Raw genomic sequence first — 26,561 nt, 5'->3', positions numbered from 1 at the left:
ATAGTTGAGTATACATATATCTGATTAGCCGGATATATGTATACCTTCATGTCAACTAAATGTAACCTGTACACCAATTGATTTATGAAGGGTAAACTAATCATCTGCTTAGTAGGAATGTCCTTGCTGGCTATTACCTGCAAGGTTACACAAACAGCATTGAAGCGCGATGCTGATGGAAAGATCATTGTCAACCTTAATCCTTCTCCCGCTTACCTAAGTCCGCAGGAAAGCATGAAAACTATACATCTGCAAAAAGGCTATCACCTGGAGCTTGTAGCAAGTGAACCCATGATCCATGAGCCGGTAGCAATAGCGTGGGACGGAAATGGGCGACTTTTTGTAGCCGAAATGAACACTTACATGCAGGATGCAAATGGTACCGGAGAAGGCAAACGGGTGTGCACGATTAAGCGATTGGAAGATACCAATGGCGATGGCAAAATGGACAAATCAGTTGTATTTATCGACAGCCTGCTTTTGCCTAGAATGATCATGACGCTGGATGATCGACTGTTGGTTGCCGAAACTTACGACAACAGTATTTATAGTTATAGAGACGCAAACGGCGACGGCAAGGCCGATGAGAAGAAGAAAGTTTTTAGTAATGAGAGCGAAAACCACAACAACCTGGAACACCAAAGGAGCGGGCTGGTTTGGAACCTGGATAACAAAATATATGTGACCGTGGAAAACATGCGTTATAAGTACGACAACGGCATGCTTAAAGCAGAATATTTGCATGAAGGTCCGGGCGGACAATGGGGGTTGGCTAATGATAATTATGGAAGGCTGTATTTTTCTTCCGCCGGAGGCGAGTCACCAGCCTTCAATTTTCAGCAAAACCCTTACTATGGCAGTTTAGATTTTGGTGATCAATATGACAATGATTTCCAGGCAGTATGGCCATTAATTTCTACACCAGATGTACAAGGAGGTGTGGGCAGGCTTCGTCAAGATAGTACGTTGAATCACTTTACAGCCTGTACAGGACAATCTATATTTAGAGGAAATTCCTTACCCGCAGACATGAGTGGCGACTTGTTCATTTGCGAGCCGGTTGGCCGGTTAATCAGACGTGCCAAAGTGACCAATACCAACGGAAAGGTCACGCTTAAAAATGCATATGATAAGGAGGAATTTATTGCTTCTACTGACATGAATTTCCGTCCTGTTAATAGTACTACTGGTCCTGATGGGTGTTTATACATTGTAGATATGTACAGAGGGATCATACAGGAAAGTGAATGGACAAAGCCAGGAAGCTTTCTTCGCCCAAAAATTACCAGTAGAGGCTTAGATAAAAACACCAGTCGCGGACGTATATACCGTGTGGTCTATGATGGGATTAAACCCGATAAGACCTTACCAAGGATGCTGAGCCTACCGAGTGCGCAGCTGGTACAATACCTGGCACATCCAAACGGATGGTGGCGGGATAATGCCCAAAAGGTTTTGGTAATAAGGGGTGATAAGAGCATCGCACCTGCGTTAACAAAAGTGGCTACAACTTCAGCATCTCAGCTGGCCAGGATCCATGCCTTATGGACTTTAAATGGCCTGGAAGCGCTGGATAGGCAAACGCTACTTGGTGCTTTGAAAGACAAAGATGCTGAAGTCAGAAAAACTGCGGTTTGGATTTGTGAAGAAGCTGTTAGAAAAGGTGATGCTCAATTGGTTGATGCACTCGAATTTCTTAAGAATGATGAAAATGCTGATGTGCGTTACCAGCTGGCGCTCACATTGCGGTTTAATGAGTCTGATAAGTCTAACAAGATAAAAGATGCCCTAGTAGCCGCACATCCAGGAGATTTGGCCATGGTAGCCTCCCAAAAGAAATATCAGCATCAAATTAGTGAACGCATAGCAAGAGAATTACAGAATAAGAAACTGGCAGAGGCCGACCAGAAATTGGTGATGGATGGCGCTGTTATCTTTAGGCAGCTTTGCGCTACCTGCCATGGTGCAGAAGGAAAAGGGGTAATTAGTGGTGGTAAAGGTATGCCGGCCCCAATTCTTTCAGGCGCGAAGGATGTGAATGGCGACCCGGAGAAATTGATTAGAATATTACTGCATGGTCTTTCTGGTCCGGTTGATGGTAAAGACTATCCGGATGTAATGCCAGCTATGGGCTTTAATACGGATGATTATATTGCTTCTGTACTAAGCTATATCAGAAGCGACATAGGCAATAAAGGATCGCTAATTAAACCGGCGGATGTAAAGAAAGTTAGAGCTTTGATTGGCGAGCGAAGCAAGCCCTGGACAATAAAGGAGCTTGACGCTTTGAAAAAATAATTACATATTTAAAAACCGTTACATCGTAACCAACATAACCAAATATATGTCAAACATTCAAACATCAAAATTATTCTGGGCCAGTTGCCTGGCACTATTAGTAACCTCCCTGTCCTTCGGTATCCGTGCCGGTATGATGGGTCAGCTTGGGATCGACTTTCAACTGAATGCCTCTCAATTAGGAACCATTACCGCGACAGCATTTTGGGGATTTCCATTAGCAGTTATTGTAGGGGGCTTTATTGTAGACATTATTGGCATGAAGCGCCTTTTAGTAATGGCTTTTGTATTTCATCTTGCAGGTATTGCCTTAACCATATTTGCACAAGGATACTGGACTTTGTTTTTCTCCACTTTGTTGATCGGTATTGCAAATGGTACCGTAGAAGCAGCGTGTAACCCCCTTGTTGCAACATTGTATCCAGAAGATAAAACTACACGGTTGAATTATTTTCACCTTTGGTTTCCTGGCGGAATCGTTATAGGAACATTGCTGGTAACCCTTTTAGTGCACCTTGGGATAGGTTGGCAGATACAAGTTGCCACCATGCTGATCCCAACACTTATTTATGGATTTCTATTTTCTAAATTGGAATTTCCAGTTACTGAAAGGGTATCATCAGGTTATACAAGCACAGATATGTATAAAGCAGCGCTTTCACCTTTGTTTCTTTTTATGGTGCTGTGTATGTTCATGACTGGTATTACAGAATTATTTACCGGTCAGTGGATTAGCTTGCTGCTTAAAAATGTAACAGAAAATGCCATATTATTGGTTACCCTTACGGCGGGTATGCAGGTATTGGGACGTGCTTTTGCCAAGCCTATCGTTAAGAAACTGGCTCCCGCAGGAGTGTTGCTTTTTTCTGCGATATTCTCTGCAGCCGGGTTGTACATGTTGAGTACGTTTACCGGTAACTCTATCTTTTTTGCAGCTGTAGTATTTGGTATTGGGGTATGTTATTTCTGGCCTACAATGATTGGATTTGTTGCAGAGAACATTCCACAGTCTGGAGCCCTTGGTTTAAACTTATTGGGCGGTGCGGGTATGTTTGCAGTATCGGTATTTACCATTTTTATGGGGAGCTATTACGATGGGTTAATTGTGAAACATTTGCCGTCTGGAGCTGATTTAGGTGCTTATACTGCCGCCGCCGGTAGAAGCCCGGAAGCTTCTGCGCTAGACGCCGCTAAAAATCTTGCCGGTCCGGAAGTACTTCAAGTTACCTTAATATTGCCGATTATACTGATATTTGCTTTCGGCGGACTGGTAGTTTACATGAGATCAAGAAAAAGTAAACTGGCAACTGCGTAACAACTAACTAAATATAAATGCTGCTACTAGGAATTGATGTAGGTACATCGTCTATTAAAGTTTCTGTTGTGGATGCTGCAAACAGCAGTATCCTGGCAACAGCCCAATATCCCGATACAGAATCTGAAATTCTGAGCCCTCAACATGGTTGGGCCGAACAAGATCCCAATATGTGGTGGGAGCACGTACAAAAAGCCATTATTGGTTGTAATCAGAAAATTAAATACAATCCGGCAGATATAGCTGCCATTGGTATTGCATACCAGATGCACGGATTGGTATGTATTGATGAGCAAGGCGAAAGTCTGAGGAATAGCATCATCTGGTGCGATAGTCGCGCTGTAGAAATTGGAGATAAAGCTATGGCTGCAATAGGTTCAGATCGCGCTTTAGCGCACCTGCTTAATTCACCTGGAAACTTTACCGCCTCAAAATTGGCATGGGTAAAGGCCAATCAGCCTGAACTGTATGCAAAGATCAAAAAGATCATGCTGCCGGGCGATTATATCGCTTTTAAGCTGACCGGGGAAGTGACCACCAGTATTTCAGCCTTGTCTGAAGGTATTTTTTGGGATTTCAAGGAAAATGAAATATCAAAAGATGTGATGAATCATTATGGCTTTGACGATTCTTTAATCCCGCAAGTTAACCCTGTTTTTGCTGCACATGGCTATTTAAGTAAAGCTGTTGCCGAGCAGATTGGCTTGAAGGAAGGGATACCGGTTTCCTATAAAGCAGGAGACCAGCCCAATAATGCACTTTCATTAAATGTAACAGAGCCCGGAGAAGTGGCTGCAACAGCAGGAACATCTGGGGTGATCTATGGCGTAACAGATCAATTGCTGTGCGATAAGCAATCGCGGGTAAATACTTTTGCACACGTAAACCACAGCATTGAAAAACAACGCCTGGGTGTATTACTGTGTATCAATGGAACAGGCAGTATGAACAGGTGGACAAAAAACCTGGCTGGTACCGATCTGAGTTATCCTGAGATGAATAACGCAGCTGCCGGAGTTGAACCTGGTAGTAATGGGCTGCGGGTATTGCCTTTCGGAAATGGTGCGGAGCGGATGCTTAACAATAAGATAGCGGGAGCGCATTTGCGTAATATCGACCTCAATTTGCATTCCAGCGCACATATTTTCCGTGCTGTACAAGAAGGCATAGCCTTCTCGTTCCGTTACGGATTAGATATTTTGAGAGAGAATGGAATGGTACCTGCTGTCATCAGGGCAGGACAATCAAACCTGTTCTTGAGCGAAGTTTTTACCCAATCATTTGTAAACATAACAGGGGTACCTGTAGAACTTTATGAAAATGACGGCAGCTTTGGAGCAGCCATTGGCGCAGGTATTGGGGCAGGGATATATCAATCTGCCGGTGAAGCATTTAGCCTCAAAAAGCCGCTTAGGGTAGTTGAACCATCAGGTACCAGTTTAGAAGCACCATATCAGGACTGGAAGCAGCTCCTTATTCAACAATTAACAATAGTAAACTAGTTAGAAACACAAATAAATTATTTTAATATGTCAGCACTTAATTTTGAGAACGAATTTTTTAAAGGAATTGAACAAGTAAAATATGAAGGACCGGGCAGCGATAATCCGCTAGCGTTTAGGTACTACGATCCGGAGAGGGTTATAGCAGGCAAAACGTTAAAAGACCACCTTCGCTTTGCCGGAGCTTACTGGCATTCGTTCTGCGGTAATGGTGCAGATCCATTTGGCGCGCCAACGCACAACTTCCCATGGGATGTTAAGACAGAGCCTGTTGCACGTGCAAAGGACAAGATGGATGCCGCATTTGAGTTTTTAACAAAAATGAACCTTCCATATTATTGCTTCCATGATCTGGATGTAGTCGATTATGGCCTTGATATTAAAGAAAACGACCGCAGGTTACAAGCTTTGGTGGATTATGCTAAAGAGAAACAAGCGCAAACAGGGGTTAAGTTACTTTGGGGAACGGCAAACTTGTTCTCTAATCCAAGATACATGAATGGTGCAGCTACCAACCCTGATTTCCATGTATTGGCTCATGGTGCTGCGCAAGTTAAAGCTGCTTTGGATGCTACAATTGCATTGGGCGGAGAAAATTACGTGTTCTGGGGTGGAAGAGAAGGCTATATGTCGCTTTTAAATACCAATATGAAACGCGAGCAAGACAACTTTGCTAAGTTCTTACACGCTTCCAAAGACTATGCCCGTAGAAATGGATTTAAAGGAACTTTCTTTATTGAACCTAAACCATGCGAGCCAACTAAGCATCAATACGATTATGATGCGGCTACGGTGTTGGGCTTCCTACAAAAATATGACTTAACAGACGATTTTAAATTGAACCTGGAAGTAAACCATGCTACTTTAGCCGGACACACCTTCCAGCACGAATTGCAAGTTGCCGCAGATGCCGGTTTGCTTGGTTCAATTGATGCCAACCGTGGCGATTACCAGAATGGATGGGATACAGATCAGTTCCCAAATAACATCAACGAACTGGTGGAGTCTATGTTAATCATTTTAGAAGCCGGTGGTTTACAAGGAGGTGGTATAAACTTCGATGCGAAGATCCGTAGAAACTCTACAGACCCTGCTGATTTGTTTTATGCGCACGTTGGTGGTATGGATTTGTTTGCCAGGGCATTGATTATTGCAAGCGAGATATTAGAGAAATCTGAATATAAAAAGATCCGAACCGATCGCTATGCGTCGTTTGACACAGATAAAGGAGCGGAGTTCAGTGCAGGAAAACTTTCATTAGAAGATCTTCGTGACTATGCGATTGAAAAGGGTGAGCCAGCCGTAATTAGCGGAAGACAAGAGTACCTGGAGAATTTGATCAACAGATATATCTAGAAAATGAAAAAATCCCTCGCTGTATTTGTTCTCTCACTTTGTTTTTTAACAGGCTTTGCGCAGTATACCGATTTAAAACTCTGGTACAATAAGCCTGCAGAAAAGGTTTGGGAAGCTGCTCTCCCGATTGGTAACGGCAGAATTGCCGCAATGGTTTATGGCAATCCCGCTAGTGAGTTAATTAAACTGAACGAGGCGACGATATGGTCGGGCGGACCAAACCGCAACGACAACCCTAAGGCTTTGGCCGCGCTTCCAGAGATTAGGAAATTGATCTTTGAAAACAACTATGACGAAGCCAGTAAGTTGGCTGCTGCTGGGATGGAATCAAGAATTAATGGCATGAATTACCAGCTTTTGGGTAACCTTAAGCTGGTATTTCCTGGTCACGATCGATTTTCCACATATTACCGTGAGTTGGATATAGAACGTGCGGTAACCAAAACTAGCTATGAGGTGGATGGGGTGACTTACACCAGGGAACTCTTTGCATCTTTAGCAGATCAGGTGATAGCTATCAAGCTTACGGCCAGCAAACCTGGTATGCTGACTTTTAGTGCAGGTATGGAAAGCTCTCAAAAATCTACTGTAACTACCAGGAATGGCAATGAGCTGTTGCTAAATGGCATCTCTGGTGATAAGGACGGGGTAAAAGGAACTGTTAAATTCAATTCCATTGTAAAAGTACAAGCAGAGGGAGGTAAGGTCGTTGCGCTTAAGGATTCGATTCAGGTGTTCAGGGCTAATTCTGTAACCTTGCTAGTTTCTATTGCCACAAATTTTAACAGCTACAAAGATATCAGTGGTGATGAAAATAAAAGGGCTGCTGACTATTTAACTAATGTGGCCTATAAATCCTATGAAATGCTTAGGAAGAGCCATATCACGGCTTACCAAAAGTATTTTAAACGGGTTAAACTGGACTTGGGTGTAACAGATGCGATAAAAGAACCAACGGACGTACGATTGGCAAACTTTGCCAAAGGGGGAGACCCACAGTTAGCTGCTTTGTATTTTCAATTTGGCAGATATTTGCTCATTTCGTCTTCACAGCCAGGTGGCCAGCCGGCTAACTTACAAGGTATCTGGAATGATAAGATGAGTCCGCCATGGGGCAGCAAGTACACCATTAATATCAATACCGAGATGAACTACTGGCCGGCGGAAACTACCAATTTAACGGAGCTGCATGAGCCATTGGTAAAAATGGTTAAAGAACTTTCCTTAACAGGACAGGAAACTGCCAGGGTGATGTATGGTTCAAAAGGCTGGGTAGCTCATCATAACACTGATTTGTGGCGGATAACCGGTGAAGTAGATGGAGTTTATTCTGGTATGTGGCCAATGGGAGGAGCTTGGTTGAGCAGGCATCTATGGGACAAATATTTGTACAGTGGCGACAAAGCTTATTTAGCATCGGTTTATGATGCGATAAAAGGATCAGCTCAATTTTACAGTGATTTCCTGGTGGAAGAACCTACACACAAATGGTTGGTAGTGTCACCATCCAATTCGCCAGAGAATGCTCCGGCAGCAGCGCAGGGGAAATCGATCCAGGCTGGTACAACGATGGACAACCAGATTCTTTTTGAGTTGTTCTCTAACGTAATCCGTGCCTCAGAAATATTAGGTAAAGACAAAGATTTCGCGGAGCATTTAAAGGCTTTGAGAAAACGATTACCACCAATGCAGATTGGTCAGTATAGTCAGCTACAGGAGTGGCTCCAAGATTTAGACAATCCTGGCGATAAGCATAGGCATGTATCTCATTTATTTGGTGTATTTCCGGCAGGAGAGATTTCTCCTTATCGTACTCCAGAGTTGTTTGATGCAGCACGTACTTCATTATTGTATAGAGGTGATGTATCAACAGGCTGGTCAATGGGCTGGAAGGTAAACCTTTGGGCGAGGTTCCTGGATGGAAACCATGCTTATAAACTACTTACGGATCAATTGAGCCCAGCGAGCAACCGTTCAGAATCTGGCGGTACCTATCCAAATTTGTTTGATGCACATCCGCCGTTTCAGATTGACGGTAACTTTGGATGTACCGCAGGAATTGCGGAGATGCTGATGCAAAGCTATGATGGAAATATCCATTTGTTGCCGGCTTTGCCCGATGTTTGGGGGAAAGGAAGTGTAACCGGACTTAGAGCCAGGGGCGGTTTTGAAATTGTAAACTTAAGCTGGGAAAATGGGAAAGTAGCTAAGGTGGTGATCAAATCCTTACTAGGCGGTAAGTGCAGAATAAGAGTAGCAAGCCCGTTAAAAGGTAAGTTAACTGAAGCTAAAGGTGAGAATGCTAATTCGTTTTACTCAGTAAATGAGACCCCAAAACCATTGATTTCTGACAAAGCAAAACTGAAACCTACCGGTGTAAAAGAAACATTACTTTATGATTTTGATACAAAGCCGGGACAAACTTATATATTTAGCTTATAAAACTAAATATAACCGAATAACATGACTGATTTAACGAGCAAGCCTGCCTTTACTGACAAGAAATTCCTTGTCACCATTATTTTTGTAACCTCCCTTTTTATGTTCTGGGGAATTGCCATTACGATGGCAGATGTGCTAAATAAGCACTTTCAGCAAACTATGAGTCTTTCAAAGTTTCAGTCTGGGTTTGTACAATTTGCCACATTTGGCGCATACGGTATAATGGGAATACCTGCAGGATTGTTTATGAAAAGATTTGGTTACAAAAAGGGGGTACTACTTGGCCTTTCATTATTTGCAGCTGGCGCCTTTCTGTTTATACCTGCCGCAAATGCTTCTTCATTTCCATTCTTTGGCGGAGCGCTGTTCATCGTAGGATGTGGCTTATCTACTCTAGAAACTGTTGCACATCCTTTTGTTGCTTCGTTGGGGGATCAGCGGACAAGTGATTTGAGAATCAATTTTGCCCAGACATTTAATGCAGTTGGAACTATGCTTGGGCCTATTATAGGGGGGTATTTTCTATTAAGCAATAATGTTGAGGGCAGTACTGATTTAACTTCCGTAAAGGTGCTTTATGCAGTAATTGGAACGATCATTTTAGTAGTGGCAATATCTTTCTCATTTGTGAAAGTACCTGAAACTACAGATCCTCATGCTGTGAACGCTGCAGATGCAGCTGCAGTTAATATAGATGTCGCTCCAGAAAGAGGTTTGTTCAGTCATAAACATTTTAGGTGGGCGGTATTAGCTCAGTTTTTTAATGTAGCCGCTCAAGCTGGTACCTGGGCTTTCTTTATCAACTATTCACACGAAATTATCGGATTAGAATCTTCGAAAGCGTCTTATTACATGGGCTTTTTCTTTATGGGCATGATGTTGGCTGGTAGGATCATAGGGACGTTTATAATGCGTTACATTGCTCCAAATAAATTACTGGCTACATTTGCTTTTGGAAATATCATTATGTGTATTATCGTAGCTCAGGGCTTCGGAATGGTTTCATTCATTGCGTTATTAATGATTAATTTCTTCTTTAGCATTATGTTTCCAACAATTTTCAGTCTTGGACTTAAAAATTTAGGTAAACATACTCAACAAGCTGCCTCATTTATTTCAATGGGCGTTGTTGGTGGTGCGTTCTTCCCGTTTATCATGGGGCTTGTTGCCGATCACTACAGTGTTGCACAGGCTTATTACCTTCCAATTATCTGTTATTTCATTATCTTCCTTTTCGGATACAAATACTACAAAGTAAAACATCACTAGGTAATCATCATATGAAACTTATTTCTAATAAATGGCTGTTAGGAGCCACACTATTATTTTCTGCTCAATTTGTAAATGCTCAGGACTGGGCTAACTTAAAACGCTATCAAAAGGAAAATGCTGAATTGGCTGCCCCAGCGCCGAATGAGACCAGAGTTGTATTTATGGGAAACTCAATCACGGAGGGGTGGAGAAATTCATCACCAGAGTTCTTTACCTCAAACCACTATGTAGGCAGAGGCATTAGCGGACAAACAACTCCACAAATGCTGATTCGCTTTCATCAGGATGTAGTTGCGCTTAAACCTAAAGTTGTCGTGATGCTTTGCGGTATTAATGACATTGCCGGCAATACTGGTCCTTCAACGCTTGAAATGATAGAAGATAACATTGCTGCTATGGCGGAGATAGCTGTAGCCAACAAGATTAGAGTTGTATTGTCGTCAGTACTTCCTGCATTCGATTTCCCATGGAAGCCTGGAATGGAACCTGCAAATAAGGTAATTGCTTTAAATAAATGGATAAAGGAATATGCTGATGCACATAAGCTAACATACCTCGATTACCATACCGCCATGAAAGATGAAAGAAATGGTTTGCCAAAGAATTTGGCGAACGATGGTATCCATCCAACTAAAGAAGGTTATGCCATTATGGAGCCTTTGGTTAAAGAAGCGATAGCTAAAGCTCTGAAACAAAAGATTAAATAATTTTGGTGAAATACCAGTCACCTTATATATTTTTTGCATCCAGGAAATTCGATATCTAGATAAGGGCCTTAGCGCTTTTGGAGCTTTTTCAGCGACAAAAGATGCAGCCCGAAACAGATATTGAATTTCCCTAGCAAACAAATTTAACTATAAACGAACTCGCCAAACTCGCTGTTGATCGTAACCTGTTTCTTATCGGAGCTTTCAACCCTGCCAATAACCTGTGCATCAATATTAAAGCTCTTTGATATTTCAATTATAGAATCTGCAATTTCAGCAGGAACATACAATTCCATACGGTGACCCATATTGAAAACCTTATACATTTCTTTCCAATCTGTACCAGACTGTTCCTGGATCAGTTTGAATAGTGGAGGGATAGGGAACAGGTTATCCTTAATGACATGTACATCGTCATTAATAAAATGAAGTACTTTGGTTTGTGCACCACCACTGCAATGGACAATGCCGTGTATTTGGCTTCTAAAACCTGCTAATATTTTCTTAATAACTGGTGCGTAAGTACGCGTTGGAGACAAAACTAATTTACCTGCAGTTACAGTATTGCCTTTATCATCAATCTCAATAGGATCTGTTAGCCCCTTACCTCCAGAGAACACCAGATCAAATGGTACTGCCGGATCGAAACTTTCTGGGAAAGCTTTGGCTACCGACTTGTTAAACACATCGTGCCTGGCAGAGGTTAGTCCATTAGAACCCATACCGCCATTGTATTCTGTTTCATAAGTCGCCTGTCCGCTTGATGACAAACCGACTATCACATCGCCTGACTGAATGGTATGATTGCTAATTACCTCGTCGCGTTTCATCCTGCATGTGACAGTTGAATCAACAATGATGGTACGTACCAAATCGCCCACGTCAGCAGTTTCACCACCGGTTGAGTAGATAGAAATACCTTGAGAACGCAATTCTTCAAGAATTTCTTCCGTACCATTAATAATAGCAGCAATCACTTCACCCGGAATGAGATTTTTGTTACGCCCAATCGTAGAAGACAACAAGATGTTCTCAGTTGCACCAACACAGATCAAATCATCTATGTTCATGATGATGGCATCCTGAGCTATCCCTTTCCATACCGAAATATCGCCCGTTTCCTTCCAGTAGACGTAGGCTAATGAAGATTTAGTTCCTGCGCCATCTGCATGCATGATGTTGCAAAATGCATCATCGCCACCCAGCATATCCGGGATGATCTTACAGAAAGCTTGTGGAAATATACCTTTGTCGATGTTCTTAATAGCCTGGTGTACATCTTCCTTAGATGCAGAAACCCCACGCTGGTTATACCTGTTATCACTCATGTGCTGCAAATATAAAAAAATAACCCCTGCCATTACAGCAGAGGTTATAAAACTAAAAAATAGTTACTATTTAGGTGGTCGGTTTATTTTAAGAATAACAATTCTCTGAACTTAGGCAGAGGCCAAACACTGTCGTCAACGATTTGCTCCAGTTTATCAGTGTGATAACGGATAGTATCGAAGTAAGATTTAACTTGCTCATCATAGCTGATTGCTTTTTCGCGAGTATCTTCGATGTTGTTAGTCACCTTACGTGCTTCCAGCATAGTGTCGATGCTGTTTTTAACGATCTTCAAGTGCTCAGAGATTTTACCGATGATCGCAAGAGGGGTTTCCAAAGCATCACCACCTAAACCAAGATCCTTAAGTCCCTTTGCATTTTCGATTAAAGAATTTTGGTAAGCGATAACCGCAGGAATGATCATACTGTTAGTCATTTCTCCCATTACCCTTGCTTCAATTTGAAGTTTTTTGTAATAGTTCTCTAATAAAATTTCATGACGGGCATGGGCTTCGCGTTTGCTGAACAAGTTAGTTTTAGCAAATAGCTCAGTAGATTTTTCGCTAACATAAGCATCCAAAGCAATTGGAGTAGTTTTGATGTTGTTTAAGCCGCGTTTTTCAGCTTCATCAGCCCATTCCTGGCTATAACCATTTCCTTCAAAACGGATGTCTTTAGATTCTTTGATGTATTTTTTGATCACTGTTAATAAGGCAACATCTTTTTTCTCACCTTTTTTAATCAGTTTATCAACGTCAACTTTAAACTTAACCAATTGATCAGCAACGATAGCGTTTAGCACTGTCATTGGAGCAGAAGAGTTAGCAGAAGAACCCACAGCTCTTAGCTCAAACTTGTTACCTGTAAAAGCAAACGGAGAAGTACGGTTACGATCTGTATTGTCTAATAAGATTTGTGGGATCTTAGGGATACCTAACCACAAAGCATTGTCTTCTTTAACTTTTTTGCTGATGCGTGAGTGCTCAATCTCGTCAAGTACCTCATTCAATTGCTGACCAAGGAAGATAGAGATGATTGCAGGTGGCGCTTCGTTAGCACCTAGACGGTGATCGTTGCTCACAGAAGCGATTGACGCTCTCAATAGATCTGCATGCTCATGAACAGCTTTAACTGTGTTCACGAAGAATGCAAGGAACATCAAGTTGTTTTTAGGCGTTTTGCCTGGAGCCAAAAGGTTTTTACCAGTATCAGTAATTAATGACCAGTTGTTGTGTTTACCAGAACCGTTGATGCCTGCATAAGGTTTTTCGTGCAATAGCACTTTAAATTTATGCCTTAAAGCAACTTTCTCCATCAAATCCATTAACAATTGGTTATGATCGATAGCTAAGTTGATTTCTTCATAGATAGGAGCACACTCAAATTGCATTGGAGCAACCTCATTGTGTCTGGTTTTCAAAGGAATGCCCAATTTCAAAGCTTCGTTTTCGAAATCGACCATGAAAGTGAAAACACGCTCAGGAATAGAACCGAAATAGTGATCTTCTAATTGCTGACCTTTAGCAGACATGTGTCCAAATAAAGTACGGCCGGTTAAAACTAAATCTGGGCGAGCATTGTACAAAGCAAGATCTACTAAGAAATATTCTTGCTCAATACCTAGAGAAGCATTTACTTTAGTGATGCTTTTATCAAAATATTGACAAACATCAACAGCTGCTTTATCCATTGCATTTAACGCTTTCAATAAAGGAGCTTTGTAATCTAATGCCTCACCAGTGTAAGAAACAAATACAGTAGGAATACATAAAGTTTTTCCAGCTGCGCTTTCCATAATGAAAGCTGGAGAAGAAGGATCCCATGCAGTGTAACCACGTGCCTCGAAAGTATTACGGATACCACCGTTAGGGAAACTTGATGCATCAGGTTCTTGTTGTACTAAAGCGCTTCCTGCAAATATCTCAATCGGACCATCGCTGCTTGGCTCAAAAAATGAATCATGTTTTTCAGCGGTTGTACCAGTAAGTGGTTGAAACCAGTGCGTGTAGTGCGTTGCACCTTTGCCCATTGCCCAGCTTTTAATAGCTGTAGCGATGTGGTTAGCATCCTCCTGGTTAATCAATTCACCGTTATCGATCGCTGAAATGAGTTTATTATAAACCTCCTTTGATAAGAAATCTTTCATTTTTTTCTTATCAAAAACATTAACGCCAAAAAATTCCGAAATTTTAGCCGCCGGGGCTTTAACCTCTGGATTAATTCTTGATTGCGCCTCTTTTAATGCAATTGTCCTTAAGCTTTTCATTTATTTGTTTGATATTGTTTTGAAAATAAAGTTTTTATTTCAGTTTTTCTAGTGAATTGACCGTAAAAATACGAATGTGAATATATATTCAAAGGTTTTTTTATTATTTGTTAGTAATTTTTTGAGATTTAAACATTATTTAGACAATCACGGGTTAACAAATTATCAGGCGAAAAAAAACTGAGATTGTATCTTGTGTATACAAGTAGTTTTTTATACGTTTATAAAACCAAATATTGACCTAACTAATCTGCTGTGAAAAAAAAGCTGTTAAGCTCATTTTTTATCGTTTTAATTGCCTTAACAGACGTTTTTTCTCAAACTGAAAAATCAAACTTGCGTTTTGTTGATCCGTCTATAGGTGGTGTAGGGCTTATATTAGAACCCACTCGTCCAACTGTACAGCTTCCCAATCAGTTAATTCGTGTTTTTCCTGTTCGAAAAGATGCAATTGATGATCAAATCAGTTTTTTCCCTTTAACGGTAGCTTCTCATCGCATTGTTTCTCTTTTTCAGTTTATGCCGGTAAGCGGAAAAGCAGATAATTCCATCTGGACACGCAAATCAGTTTATAATCATGAAGTTTTAACACCATATTATTATAAATCTGAATTGGGAGAAGAAAATACCATCATAGAATTTAGCCCTTCTGAAAAAAGCGGATATTTTAAGATCAAATTTCAGGATAATCAGTCTCATTATTTGAGGATGGGCATTTTTAATGAAGGGGGTGATATTGCCTTAACCGGTAAGCGGATACTAACTGGCACTGAAATCTTTAGAGGAATGAAAGCCTATTTTTATGCAGAAGCGAATACCGATCTCTTCGACCCAACTTATCAAAATGCCGCAGATAAAAAACAACTGTTGGTCAAAACGGGTAAAGAGCTAGGATTTAAGTACGGAATTTCTTACATCAGCATTGAGCAGGCTAAGCAAAACTTACTTAACGAAATTCCCGCATGGGATTTTAACGGCCTGAAAGCAAAGGCATATGCAGAATGGACTAAAGTGATGTCGCAAATTAATGTAGAGGGTGGTACCACAGCACAAAAGCGTGTGTTTTATACTTCGCTATACCGGAGCTATGAGCGTATGGTCGACATTAATGAATACGGACAATACTACAGCGCTTATGATCACCATATTCATAAAAGCGATAAACCTTTCTTTGTAGACAATTGGATTTGGGATACCTATATCGCTCTGGAACCCCTACATATGATCTTGAATCCGATGAAGGAGGGAGAAAAGATCAATTCCTATATAGAAATGTATAAGCAGGGAGGATGGGTACCGTCGTTCGCTACTATTTTTGGCGACTGGCCGGCGATGACCGGTAACCATGCAGCTTCCTGGATCTTGGATGCGTATTGGAAGGGGATAAATGTTCCAGAACTAAAAATAGCTTATGAAGGACTGAAAAAGAATTCTCTGGAAGGAACTTTATTGCCATGGAACAACGGTCCCGCCACTGTACTCGACTCTTTCTACAACAAAAACGGCTATATGCCAGGCCTACCTTACGGCGAAGTAGAAACTGTACCTCAGGTAGAGAACGTTTGGGAAAAACGGCAATCTGTTTCAGTTACGCTTGAAAATAGCTTCAGCGACTGGAGTTTGGCTCATTTAGCGCAAGTTACCGGGAATTATGGAGACCAGAATTTATTTTTAAAAAGGGCACAAAACTATAAGAACGTTTACAGGGCAGATAAGGGTTTTATGTGGGCAAAGGACAAGAATGGCAATTGGATAGAAGATATGGATCCGAAGGCTGCCGGTCGGGAATTTTTCACAGAGAATAACGCTTATACCTATAATTGGACTGTAAAACATGATCTTAAAGGATTAATCCATTTGATGGGGGGAGAAAAAAAAGCAGAAGAAAAATTAGACCAGTTATTTCGCGAAGATCTAGGTGCCGCTAAATTTAACTTTTGGAAAACACAGCCTGATGCTTCTGGACTGGTTGGACAGTTTGTGATGGGTAACGAACCTAGTTTTCACATTCCCTACCTATACAACTATACGGGTTCTCCATGGAAAACTCAGAAGCGCATCAGGATGTTATTAGATACCTGGTATACAGATAACTTATTTGGCATTCCCGGAGATGAAGATGGAGGCGGGATGTCCGCATTTGTAGTGTTTTCGATGATGGGCTTTTTTCCGGTTACACCGGGTATACCAGTATATAATATTGGAAGTCCGGTATTTAATAAAATGAGTATTCATCTTCCCAATGGAAAAACCTTTTTAATTAACGCAATAAACAATTCTAAGGAGAATGTTTATATCCAAAGTGCGACTTTGAATGGAAAACCACTATCGAAACCATGGTTTACGCATAAGGAATTGCTGGCTGGAGGAGTAATAGAATTTAAAATGGGTGATCGACCAAATAAAGCATGGGGTGCGGCTTTAGTAAATTCTCCGCCGTCTGCAATTGATATACAGCCGGAAATATATCGTTAAAATGCTTATGGAATTGGAGTGTTAGTTTCATCATATCATCAAACTAACACTTATAAACCATGCTAAACACTTCATCAAATCTGTACAGGGCTGAGTGGCTTAACCTTGTATTCAAGAACAGGAACCAATCCTATGGTGCATATGCGCTGAGAACAGAATCTGCAGGCAATACCAACCGTGCTTTATTCATCGGTGCATCTTTATTTATTTTGCTGTTTGCTGCTCCTAAAATTTACTCCCTTTTCACAAAGAGCGTTGTTGTTACAGCGAATTCGCTGCCGGATGAACGGAGGATTGTTGATATTAGCGACATTAGACCCCCTGAAGCACCTAAGCCCCTAAAAGAAGAAATAAAGCCTTCGGCTGCACAACAGATTAAGCAAAAGGTAAAGATGATTAAAATGCCAAATCACCCAGTGCCAGTAGAAGATGCACCCCAGGTAGATATACCATTTATTAAAGAAGTAGAAAAAGCAGTGGTTGGTCCGATTGTTCAAGACGGCATGGCAAGTGAATTCGCTTTGGCTACTACTGGAGGTCATGGCAGTGGATCTGCGGTTGGTTCTGGTACAACTGATGGGAACGGTACAGGCGATGAAATCTACGATGCAGTTGGAATAGATGCTTTCCCGGAATTTGAAGGTGGTATGAAAGCCTGGTACAAGTATGTTTCAAAAAACTTACGTTATCCGGAAATGGCTGTTGACCAGGCTAAAGGTGGTAAAGTGTTCGTGAGCTTTGTGGTAGAACGTGATGGTTCCATTTCAAATGTTCAAGTAATAAGAGGCGTTGGCTTTGGTATGGATGAGGAAGCCACTCGCGTAATTAAAAAATCACCAAGGTGGAACCCTGGTAAACAAAATGGTAAGCCGGTGAGGGTCAGATTCAATATGCCAATTACATTTAGCTTTAGTTTGTAAAACGCCAATCGTATCGTAATCGCTGGTTTGCATAAAAAAAGATTTTTCCTATTTTAGGATAAATCTTTTTTTATGCAGGCAAACGCTCTCAAAGTCTCTGAAAATTTCAGAAGAATGGCGGTAAAATCCGTCTTGTCTATCGTTCTATTTCTGGCAACATATGTGGTGATGATCATTCTAGGGTTAGGTGTCATCGCACTTTGTGGCCTAATCGCTTACACGATTGTCATGTTAAAAGCGATGTCTATTACGGTCATGGTCGCTATCGGCTTTCTTGGAATGGGATTTCTAATTTTCTATTTTTTGATCAAGTTCGTTTTCAGCAGTGCAAAAAAAATGGATAGGAGTCATTTGCTGGAAATTAAAGAACAACAGCAGCCGGAGCTATTCAAATTAATTCGCGAGCTTGTTGCCGAAGTCCAGACCCAATTTCCCAAAAAAGTTTACTTAAGTTCTGAAGTTAATGCAGCAGTATTCTACGATTCTAATTTTTGGAGTATGTTTTTTCCCGTGCGCAAAAATTTACAAATTGGAATAGGACTGATGAATACCGTTTCAGTTATTGAGCTCAAAGCCATTCTGGCGCATGAGTTCGGTCACTTCTCCCAACGCAGCATGAAAGTTGGCAGTTATGTCTACAATGTAAATAAAGTGATTTATAATATGTTGTACGACAATGATGGATATAGCAGTATGTTGAACCGCTGGTCTAGCGCCAGTTCATATTTTATCATTTTTTCTAAAGGCGCGTTGCTTGTTGTACAGGGGATTCAGTATGTGCTAATGAAGGTTTACCGGGTTTTAAACCTGAATTATATGGCCCTATCCCGTGAGATGGAATTTCATGCGGATGCTGTTGCTGCCAGTGTAACCGGTTCGGCTCCGCTGGCCAACTCGCTCCTGCGTATGGGTTTAGCAAGCCAGTCACTATCTACCGTATTGGATTATTATGGTGGAAAAATCACGGATCTTCAGAAAACCAATAATTTTTATCCACAGCAGTATTTCATCCTTAATCATTTGGCAAAAGCCGAGGGCTTACCGGTTGAGGGCGGACTGCCGAACATAACTACAGAAGTGTATAAAAAGTTCAATAAGACAAAGCTGGTGTTAGATGATCAATGGTCTTCACATCCAAGTACTGATGAACGTGTGAGACGCCTTCTGGCATTAAATTTACCTTTAAAAGGCGAACAGGAGGGCATAGCTATAGATTTGCTCTCTGACAAAGATCAAATTCAAGAGTTAATAACCAGTCAGATGTTTGAGGCAGTTAGCTATGAGGCAGAGCCGATTGTCGCAGGAACAAAAGATTTCATCGATGATTATTTAACTATCGAAACATCAAATTCTTATCCAACAATATTTAAGGGTTATTTTGCAGAAAGAAACCCATATGTCAAATTCGCTGTAGCAAACTTGGCTGATTCAAAGGCAGGGGAGGTGCATACATTCGATGCCTTGTTTGGTGAAGAGAGCCTGGCTGTTATAAGCACACTCCAAACAGCCCAGTCAGACAAGGTTACCTTAGAACAAATAAAAGAAGGTTTAATAGAAATTAAGACGTTTGATTATGATGGTGTTAAGTATACACCAGGAGATACAGATCAGCTAATTAATTTTTTGGAAGGAGAAATTGCAAAGTGTAGTGAGTCGCTCGACAAAAAAGACGAAGAGATATTTCAATTTTTCTTAGCTGCTGCTATAAGGACAGGAAAACAGGAGGAGTTTAAATTGAAATCAATTCACTACAAAGAATTTTCTGAAAGGATGACTGCCCAGCAAGATGCCTATGTAAACTTGGTGAACGCTACCTATTTTATGCAGACCTCTACTCCTTTCGCCCAGATTAAGGACAAGCTGGTTGGGGTAAAAAAATTAGAGGAACCATTTAAAGACCAACTAAAGCAAATGCTGGCGGAAAGCATTTATTCTGAATTGATCGATTCAGAAATGCGTGCCCGGTTTGACGAGTATTTATCTAATGACTGGAAGTATTTTGGCTATGATATGTATTTCGATAAAGAGGTTGATTTGCTATTTCACGCCATAAACGACTTTTACTATGTGGTCTATAAAAGTCACTTTAAATTAAAAAAGGAATTGCTGGAGTTTTATGCAGTCATGGTGAAGGTTTAATGTACGTGATTGCAATCGGCAAGGCACCAAAATAACTAACACGGCCGGCTGATTTTTTGTTTTCATTTGTGACTTTTCCTTAATACCTTATACTAATAAGGAAACAGTAGCAGATAGAATCTTGGCAAACAAAGATATTTTCATAAAAACGGTTAAAGAGAACGAAGCACTGGTTTATAAGGTGGCTTCCTTTTACACCGATTCCAAGGATGACAGGGATGATCTGGTGCAGGAAATCATCTATCAACTTTGGAAATCCTTTGATTCCTTTAATAATAAGTCTGCATTAACTACCTGGATGTATCGCGTTGCGCTAAACACGGCCATTGTTTTTCTTAAAAAAAGTAAACGACGTGTGCCTATAGAGCCGGTTAGGGAGGAATGTCTGGAATTTCCGGATATAGAAGATACAGAAACAGAAGAACGCTTCAAATTGATGCAAGATCATATTAAAGCACTCAACTTAATGGAGAAAGGTATCATTATGCTTTACCTGGAAGGAAAGAGTTATGAAGAAATTGCTGTTGTTATTGGGATTTCTGCAAGTAACGTAGGAACCAGGATATCCAGAATTAAGGACAAGCTAAAACAACAGATTGCCAAAAGACTATAGTTATGGAATTGGAAGAACTTAAAGCCAACTGGGAACTGCTTGGTAAAAAATTAGAGAAACAGGAATTGTTAACCACTAAATTGATTCAACAAATGACAACTAGAAATTACAAAAACAAAGTCAACAGGATTGTTTATCCTGAATTTATTGGAGGTAGTATTTGCCTGATAGGAGCGGTGGTTGTACTGGTGTTTTTCGCTCGACTTGATACCTTGTGTCTGCAAATAATGGGTGTCCTATCATTCTTATTATTGCTGCTGATGCCATTTATATCTTACTTAAGTCTAAGGGGTATTCAAACAATAGATATTGGAGTATCCAGTTACAGTAAAACTTTGGAGAACTTTGCAGTAAAACGCATTCGTTTCCAGCAACTTCAGAAGCTCGCCGCTGTAGTTAGTGCTATTTTCATGTTTGTTTTTTTGCCGACTTGCTTTAAGTTATTCGCGAATAAAGATTTAACCCTTTATACTACCTTTTGGCTGTTTGCATTGCCAGGCTGTGCATTTGTAATTTTTATCATCGCAAAAAAGGTATTGGGGCATTACAATCATGCGCTTAGGCAAGCGCAGGATTTGCTTAGGGAGGTTAGGGAGTAGGAGATATAAGTTTTAGTAGCTGTCTCTATGATCTCCAAAAATACTGATCACCTTAAGTTGTTTAATATCCTTGCGGTTGCTCACATCGAAAGGGAGATGCCAATCAGTTACACCTGTAGCCGGATTGGTATCTACATAATAAGGTTTCCACCTTGCTTTGTCACTCTCAATAGTAGGGTTGATAATTGAGCTTAAAAATATCAGTAAATTGAGGAGCGTCAGTTTCATCTTAGTGTTTTTCTACCCATTCTCTGGCATTAACGAATGCCTCCATCCAAGGCGATACTTCGTCTTTGCGACCTGCCGGATAATTAGCCCAATGCCATTGGAACAAGGATCGCTCAATGTGTGGCATCATGACTAAATGGCGGCCGCTTGAATCACAAAGCATTGCAGTATTATAGTCTGAACCATTCGGACTGGCGGGATAACTCTCATAGGCATATTTAGCAACGATGCTGTATTGATCTTCTGTATAAGGCAATTGGAAGCGTCCCTCACCATGCGATACCCAAACACCCAGCGTGCTTCCTGCTAGTGTAGAAAGCATGATAGAATTATTTTCTTTAATGGTTAACGAAGTGAATATACTTTCGTGTTTGTGACTTTCATTGTGCAGCATTTTTGGTTTCTCAACATGATCTTTATTGATCAAGCCAAGCTCTACAAATAACTGGCAGCCATTACATACACCTACGGAAAGCGTATCCGGGCGCGCAAAGAAATTCTCCAAAGCTACCCGTGCTTTTTCATTGTATAAGAATGCACCGGCCCATCCCTTTGCAGATCCTAAGACATCTGAGTTAGAGAAACCACCAACAGCACCAATGAATTTAATATCTTCCAAAGTTTCACGACCAGAGATGAGGTCGGTCATGTGCACATCTTTTACATCAAAACCTGCAAGGTACATGGCATTTGCCAACTCTCTTTCAGAGTTGCTGCCTTTTTCACGGATGATCGCAGCTTTCGGTCGCGGTTTACTATTATCTATCACAGGCTTCTTTCCATCAAACTGCGATGGGAAGTTGTATTTTAACGGGGTGTTTTTATAGTTTTCGTAACGTTCCTTAGCTTTAACTGGACCACTTTGTTTGGTGTCGAGTAGGTAAGAAGTTTTAAACCACACATCGCGTAGATGATCAACGTCAAATACATAAGCCGTATCCGCATGTACCGCAGTTAACTTTGCATCTGCAGTAACCGTACCTAATTTATATATAGAAATGTTATTGTCTTTAAACGTTTGTTCTACAGCTTCATCCGCCTGAAAAACGACACCAATGTTTTCTGAGAACAATAGTTTAATCAGATCGGCCTCTTTTAAAATGTCGAGGTTTAGGTTTGCACCCAGATCGCGATCGGCAAAACACATTTCCAAAAGCGTGGTGATTAATCCACCACTGCCAATATCATGTCCAGCTTGTATTTTGTCTTCTTTAATCAATTGCTGCAATACATTAAATGCAGTTTTTAATTGATCCGCGTCTTTCACATCAGGAGTTTCATTACCCACTTTGTTTAGGATTTGAGCGAAAGATGATCCGCCTAATTTGTAGCTGTCGTTAGACAGGTTAACGTAATAGATTGCCCCACCATCTTTTTGCAAAACAGGCTCCACAACCTTGGTAATATCATCACAATTACCTGCTGCAGAGATGATCACCGTACCGGGAGCAATTACCTCACCATCCTTATATTTCTGCTTCATAGAAAGAGAATCCTTTCCGGTAGGGATGTTTATACCTAAATCGATTGCAAAATCAGAGCAGGCTTTTACGGCATCGTATAACCTGGCATCTTCGCCTTCATTCTTACAAGCCCACATCCAGTTTGCAGATAATGAAACACTTTTTAAACCATCTTTAAGTGGTGCCCATACAATATTCGATAGAGATTCCGCAATCGCAATTCTGCTTCCCGCTGCAGGATCAATCAATGCTGATACTGGGGCATGGCCAATAGAGGTGGCAATTCCTTCTTTACCCTGGAAATCCAATGCCATTACGCCGCAATTGTTTAAAGGCAATTGTAATGGGCCAACACATTGCTGTTTGGCTACACGGCCACCCACACAACGGTCTACCTTATTGGTTAACCAGTCTTTAGAAGCTACTGCCTCTAATTGCAATACCTGTTCTAAGTACTCGTTTAATCTTGCTGCATCATAGTTCACTGGTCGGTATTTCCTATCCAATGCTTTATCTTCCATGACCACTTTTGGAGAACTGCCGAACATATCTTTCAATTCCAGGTCCATGGGTTTAACTCCAGTGGAAGCAGATTCAAATGTAAAACGGTGATCGCCGCTCACTGTACCCACTGTGTACATTGGCGAACGCTCACGGTCAGCAATCTTTTGCAAGGTTTCAATATCATTTTGTCCAATCACCAATCCCATGCGCTCCTGAGATTCGTTGCCAATGATTTCTTTAGATGATAGGGTAGGGTCTCCGACAGGGAGTTTGTCTAAATCAATCTTTCCACCGGTATCTTCAACCAGTTCAGAGAGGCAATTCAGGTGACCACCCGCACCATGGTCATGAATAGAGATGATACTATTGTGTTCGCTCTCCACCATTCCTCGAACTGCGTTAGCAGCTCTTTTCTGCATTTCTGGGTTTGAACGCTGTACGGCATTTAGTTCAATACCGCTGCTCATCTCACCAGTATCGGCAGATGACACTGCCGCACCGCCCATACCTATTCTATAGTTTTCGCCACCGAGGATAACGATTTTGTCCCCCTCTGCAGGTTTTTTCTTTTGCGCCTGGCTGGCCTTTCCGTAACCTACGCCACCTGCAAGCATAATTACCTTATCAAAACCCAATCTTCTTGAATCTTCCTCATGTTCAAAAGTCAGCACTGAACCTGTAATCAGAGGCTGACCGAACTTATTGCCGAAATCGGTAGCTCCGTTGGATGCCTTAATCAGGATGTCCATTGGAGTCTGATATAACCATTGTCTTTCTTCAACGCCTTTTTCCCAGGGGCGATTTTCCTCCAATCTGGATAAAGCAGTCATATAAACTGCTGTTCCTGCTAATGGCAAAGAACCTTGTCCGCCGGCAAGCCTATCTCTAATCTCACCGCCTGAACCCGTTGCAGCACCATTAAATGGCTCAACAGTAGTAGGGAAATTATGGGTTTCGGCTTTTATGGAAATAACGGATTCGAAATCACTTAATGTGTAATAATCTGGCACATCGGCGCGTTTTGGTGCAAACTGCTGTACAGTTGGCCCTTTAATAAAGGCCACATTATCTTTGTAGGCAGAAACGATATCGTTAGGGTGCGTTTCAGAAGTTTTCCTGATCAACTTAAACAATGAGCTTGGTTGCTCAACACCGTCAATCACAAATTTACCGTTAAAAATTTTGTGACGACAATGCTCAGAATTAACTTGAGAAAAGCCGAATACTTCAGAGTCTGTAAGTGGTCTGCCAATTCTTTCAGCCAAATCGTTCAGGTATTGAACCTCTTCATCACTCAATGATAAACCTTCCTGTTTGTTGTAAGCAGCAACGTCTGTGATTTGAAGTATAGGCTCCGGCTGTATATTGATGGTATAAATGCTTTGGTTTAGTTCCGCATATTTTTGCGAAAGCATGGGATCATAATCTGAATTATCTTCTTGTACCTCATGGAATTCTTCAATGCGAACTACGCCCTGTATATCCATATTTTGGGTAATTTCCACTGCGTTGGTACTCCATGGAGTGATCATTGCTGCACGCGGTCCTACAAAAAAAGCGCTAAGGGTTGCTTCCTGCTGAAGTTTTGCGCCGCCAAACAGCCATTCTAGTTTAGTAATATCTGTAGAACTTAGTTCTCGTTCTATTTGTAAAGCGAAAACTGTTTTGGATGGGCTTGAAAAGAAATAAATCATGCTTATTTTTTGAAGATGCAAATTTAGCTTTAAAAATTTAAAACGCCGAGGATACCTTACATTATCTCTGTGGTTTTTTAACTTTGCCCTAATCCGATACTATATGGGCAATGTTTTTAAATTTAAGCAGTTTGATGTAGACCAAAGTGGCTGTGCCATGAAGATCAATACGGATGGAGTGCTTTTAGGAGCTTTTGCCAGCCATCATCATGCTAAACATATTTTAGATATTGGAACAGGCACGGGTGTTATTGCGATGATGTTGGCACAGCGCTTCCCAGGTGCCTTGATCGATGCTGTGGAAATTGATGAACAGGCTTCGGTAACGGCCAACAAGAATTTTTATGCCTCAACATTTTCAGATCGATTAACTGCCCACTATACCGCGCTTGAAGATTTTACTACAGAACATAAATACGATCTTATTATTTCTAACCCGCCTTTTTTTGTTAACGATCTGAAAAATACGGAAGACAGAAAGAGTAGGGCACGCCATACCGAGCTGTCTTTTTTTGAAACTATCTTGTTAAAAAGCGCAAATCTGCTAACAACTGGCGGATTATTGTGGTTGATCTTGCCAGTTAAACAGGCCGATTTTACAATCGATAGGTCAGGTCACTATAATTTATTCCTACAGCGGGAAATTAGTATTTGTTCCGATATCCACAAGCCTGTGATTAGAAAGATTATTTGTTTTGGCAGGAGTAAAGAAGGGCTAACCCAGGAACAGTTTTACATCTACCAAGATCAGGGTATTCACACAAAGAAATATAAAGCTCTGCTTAGCAATTTCTTCTTAGCTTTTTAGCATATTCTTTTTACAGAATCAAAATTAAGCAATGTACATATCTCGACCATAGTGGGGTTAGTCCTTTAGGTCTTAGATTTACACTGGATACAGGCCTTTAATTTCCTAAGTTTGTACTATGGTTAAAATAGGTTTGATCTCAGACACTCATGGTTTTTTGGATGATGCAGTTTTTAAGCACTTTGCCGATTGTGATGAGATATGGCATGCCGGTGATTTTGGAGGCGGGGTGGCAGAACCATTAGCTGCTTTTAAACCACTCAGGGGTGTTTATGGTAACATAGATGGGCAGGAAATACGAACGGAATTCCCAGAGCATCTAAGATTTACTATCGAGGGACTTGACGTTTGGATTACCCATATTGGTGGTTATCCAGGAAAATATACCCAACAGGTAAGGCCTGAAATTTATAACAACCCACCAAAATTATTTATTACCGGACATTCCCATATACTAAAAGTGATGTTCGATAAAAAAATATCATGTCTGCACATAAATCCCGGCGCTGCAGGTAATTCAGGCTGGCATAGGGTAAAAACGCTGGTCAAATTTTCTATAACTGACGGTAAAATGCATGATCTTGCGGTTATTGAGATTGGGAATCGATAAAGTTTTTTAGTAACTTATACC

Annotated in this window: 18 protein-coding genes; 14 read left to right on the top strand and 4 right to left on the bottom strand. The window is 41.0% G+C overall.

Annotation, left to right across the window (positions count from 1 at the left end; translation table 11 throughout):
* Positions 1 to 84 precede the first annotated feature (84 nt).
* The 7 genes from ACXZ1K_RS14295 to ACXZ1K_RS14265 are packed head-to-tail and all read left to right on the top strand — an operon-like array spanning position 85 to position 10,892.
* Positions 85 to 2,298, top strand: a complete 2,214-nt coding sequence (locus ACXZ1K_RS14295) for a DUF7133 domain-containing protein (protein WP_458970346.1) — start codon at positions 85 to 87, stop codon at positions 2,296 to 2,298.
* A 46-nt stretch (positions 2,299 to 2,344) separates the two neighbouring features.
* Complete coding sequence (locus tag ACXZ1K_RS14290) at positions 2,345 to 3,613, top strand: MFS transporter (RefSeq protein WP_458970345.1); 1,269 nt, start codon at positions 2,345 to 2,347, stop codon at positions 3,611 to 3,613.
* Positions 3,614 to 3,630: 17 nt separating this feature from the next.
* Entirely contained in the window at positions 3,631 to 5,115 is a 1,485-nt protein-coding gene (locus ACXZ1K_RS14285; protein WP_458970344.1) for a xylulokinase, read from the top strand.
* 27 nt (positions 5,116 to 5,142) lie between these two features.
* On the top strand, positions 5,143 to 6,471 hold the full coding sequence (gene xylA / locus ACXZ1K_RS14280) for a xylose isomerase (protein ID WP_458970343.1): 1,329 nt from the start codon (positions 5,143 to 5,145) through the stop codon (positions 6,469 to 6,471).
* Between the two features lie 3 nt (positions 6,472 to 6,474).
* Positions 6,475 to 8,913 (top strand): glycoside hydrolase family 95 protein, encoded by a 2,439-nt coding sequence (locus tag ACXZ1K_RS14275; protein WP_458970342.1) that lies wholly within the window; start codon positions 6,475 to 6,477, stop codon positions 8,911 to 8,913.
* A gap of 21 nt (positions 8,914 to 8,934) precedes the next feature.
* Positions 8,935 to 10,182 (top strand): L-fucose:H+ symporter permease, encoded by a 1,248-nt coding sequence (gene fucP, locus ACXZ1K_RS14270; protein ID WP_458970341.1) that lies wholly within the window; start codon positions 8,935 to 8,937, stop codon positions 10,180 to 10,182.
* 11 nt (positions 10,183 to 10,193) lie between these two features.
* Positions 10,194 to 10,892 carry an SGNH/GDSL hydrolase family protein gene (locus ACXZ1K_RS14265; protein ID WP_458970340.1) on the top strand — a complete coding sequence of 233 codons (699 nt, stop codon included), beginning with the start codon at positions 10,194 to 10,196 and terminating at the stop codon, positions 10,890 to 10,892.
* Positions 10,893 to 11,035: 143 nt separating this feature from the next.
* On the opposite strand, the gene ACXZ1K_RS14260 is transcribed toward ACXZ1K_RS14265, so the two are convergent.
* Together ACXZ1K_RS14260 and ACXZ1K_RS14255 are read right to left on the bottom strand one after the other, a co-directional pair.
* Entirely contained in the window at positions 11,036 to 12,220 is a 1,185-nt protein-coding gene (locus ACXZ1K_RS14260) for an AIR synthase related protein (RefSeq protein ID WP_458973256.1), read from the bottom strand.
* 83 nt (positions 12,221 to 12,303) lie between these two features.
* Positions 12,304 to 14,487 (bottom strand): glutamine synthetase III family protein, encoded by a 2,184-nt coding sequence (locus tag ACXZ1K_RS14255; protein WP_458970339.1) that lies wholly within the window; start codon positions 14,485 to 14,487, stop codon positions 12,304 to 12,306.
* Positions 14,488 to 14,742: 255 nt separating this feature from the next.
* Here ACXZ1K_RS14255 and ACXZ1K_RS14250 point away from each other — a divergent pair, with 255 nt between their 5' ends.
* The 5 genes from ACXZ1K_RS14250 (at position 14,743) to ACXZ1K_RS14230 (ending at position 21,233) form a co-directional block, all read left to right on the top strand.
* A complete protein-coding gene (locus ACXZ1K_RS14250) occupies positions 14,743 to 16,962 on the top strand; it encodes a GH92 family glycosyl hydrolase (protein WP_458970338.1) in 2,220 nt (739 codons plus the stop codon).
* A 59-nt stretch (positions 16,963 to 17,021) separates the two neighbouring features.
* A complete protein-coding gene (locus tag ACXZ1K_RS14245; RefSeq protein ID WP_458970337.1) occupies positions 17,022 to 17,882 on the top strand; it encodes an energy transducer TonB in 861 nt (286 codons plus the stop codon).
* Between the two features lie 72 nt (positions 17,883 to 17,954).
* Positions 17,955 to 20,021 (top strand): M48 family metalloprotease, encoded by a 2,067-nt coding sequence (locus tag ACXZ1K_RS14240; RefSeq protein WP_458970336.1) that lies wholly within the window; start codon positions 17,955 to 17,957, stop codon positions 20,019 to 20,021.
* Between the two features lie 121 nt (positions 20,022 to 20,142).
* Positions 20,143 to 20,634, top strand: coding sequence for an RNA polymerase sigma factor (locus tag ACXZ1K_RS14235; RefSeq protein ID WP_458970335.1), 492 nt, complete (start codon positions 20,143 to 20,145; stop codon positions 20,632 to 20,634).
* A 2-nt stretch (positions 20,635 to 20,636) separates the two neighbouring features.
* The gene (locus tag ACXZ1K_RS14230; RefSeq protein ID WP_458970334.1) at positions 20,637 to 21,233 is read left to right on the top strand and encodes a hypothetical protein; all 597 of its coding nucleotides are present in this window, start codon (positions 20,637 to 20,639) and stop codon (positions 21,231 to 21,233) included.
* A 12-nt stretch (positions 21,234 to 21,245) separates the two neighbouring features.
* On the opposite strand, the gene ACXZ1K_RS14225 is transcribed toward ACXZ1K_RS14230, so the two are convergent.
* Positions 21,246 to 21,461 (bottom strand): hypothetical protein, encoded by a 216-nt coding sequence (locus tag ACXZ1K_RS14225; RefSeq protein ID WP_458970333.1) that lies wholly within the window; start codon positions 21,459 to 21,461, stop codon positions 21,246 to 21,248.
* Position 21,462: 1 nt separating this feature from the next.
* Entirely contained in the window at positions 21,463 to 25,122 is a 3,660-nt protein-coding gene (purL, locus tag ACXZ1K_RS14220) for a phosphoribosylformylglycinamidine synthase (RefSeq protein ID WP_458970332.1), read from the bottom strand.
* A gap of 103 nt (positions 25,123 to 25,225) precedes the next feature.
* Between purL and ACXZ1K_RS14215 the strand changes: the two genes are divergently transcribed.
* Complete coding sequence (locus ACXZ1K_RS14215; RefSeq protein ID WP_458970331.1) at positions 25,226 to 25,930, top strand: tRNA1(Val) (adenine(37)-N6)-methyltransferase; 705 nt, start codon at positions 25,226 to 25,228, stop codon at positions 25,928 to 25,930.
* Positions 25,931 to 26,048: 118 nt separating this feature from the next.
* On the top strand, positions 26,049 to 26,540 hold the full coding sequence (locus tag ACXZ1K_RS14210) for a metallophosphoesterase family protein (RefSeq protein ID WP_458970330.1): 492 nt from the start codon (positions 26,049 to 26,051) through the stop codon (positions 26,538 to 26,540).
* The last annotated feature ends 21 nt before the right edge of the window (positions 26,541 to 26,561 follow it).

The organism is Pedobacter jaeyakensis (genome assembly GCF_054461315.1).
This window is presented reverse-complemented; position numbering and strand designations above follow the sequence as displayed.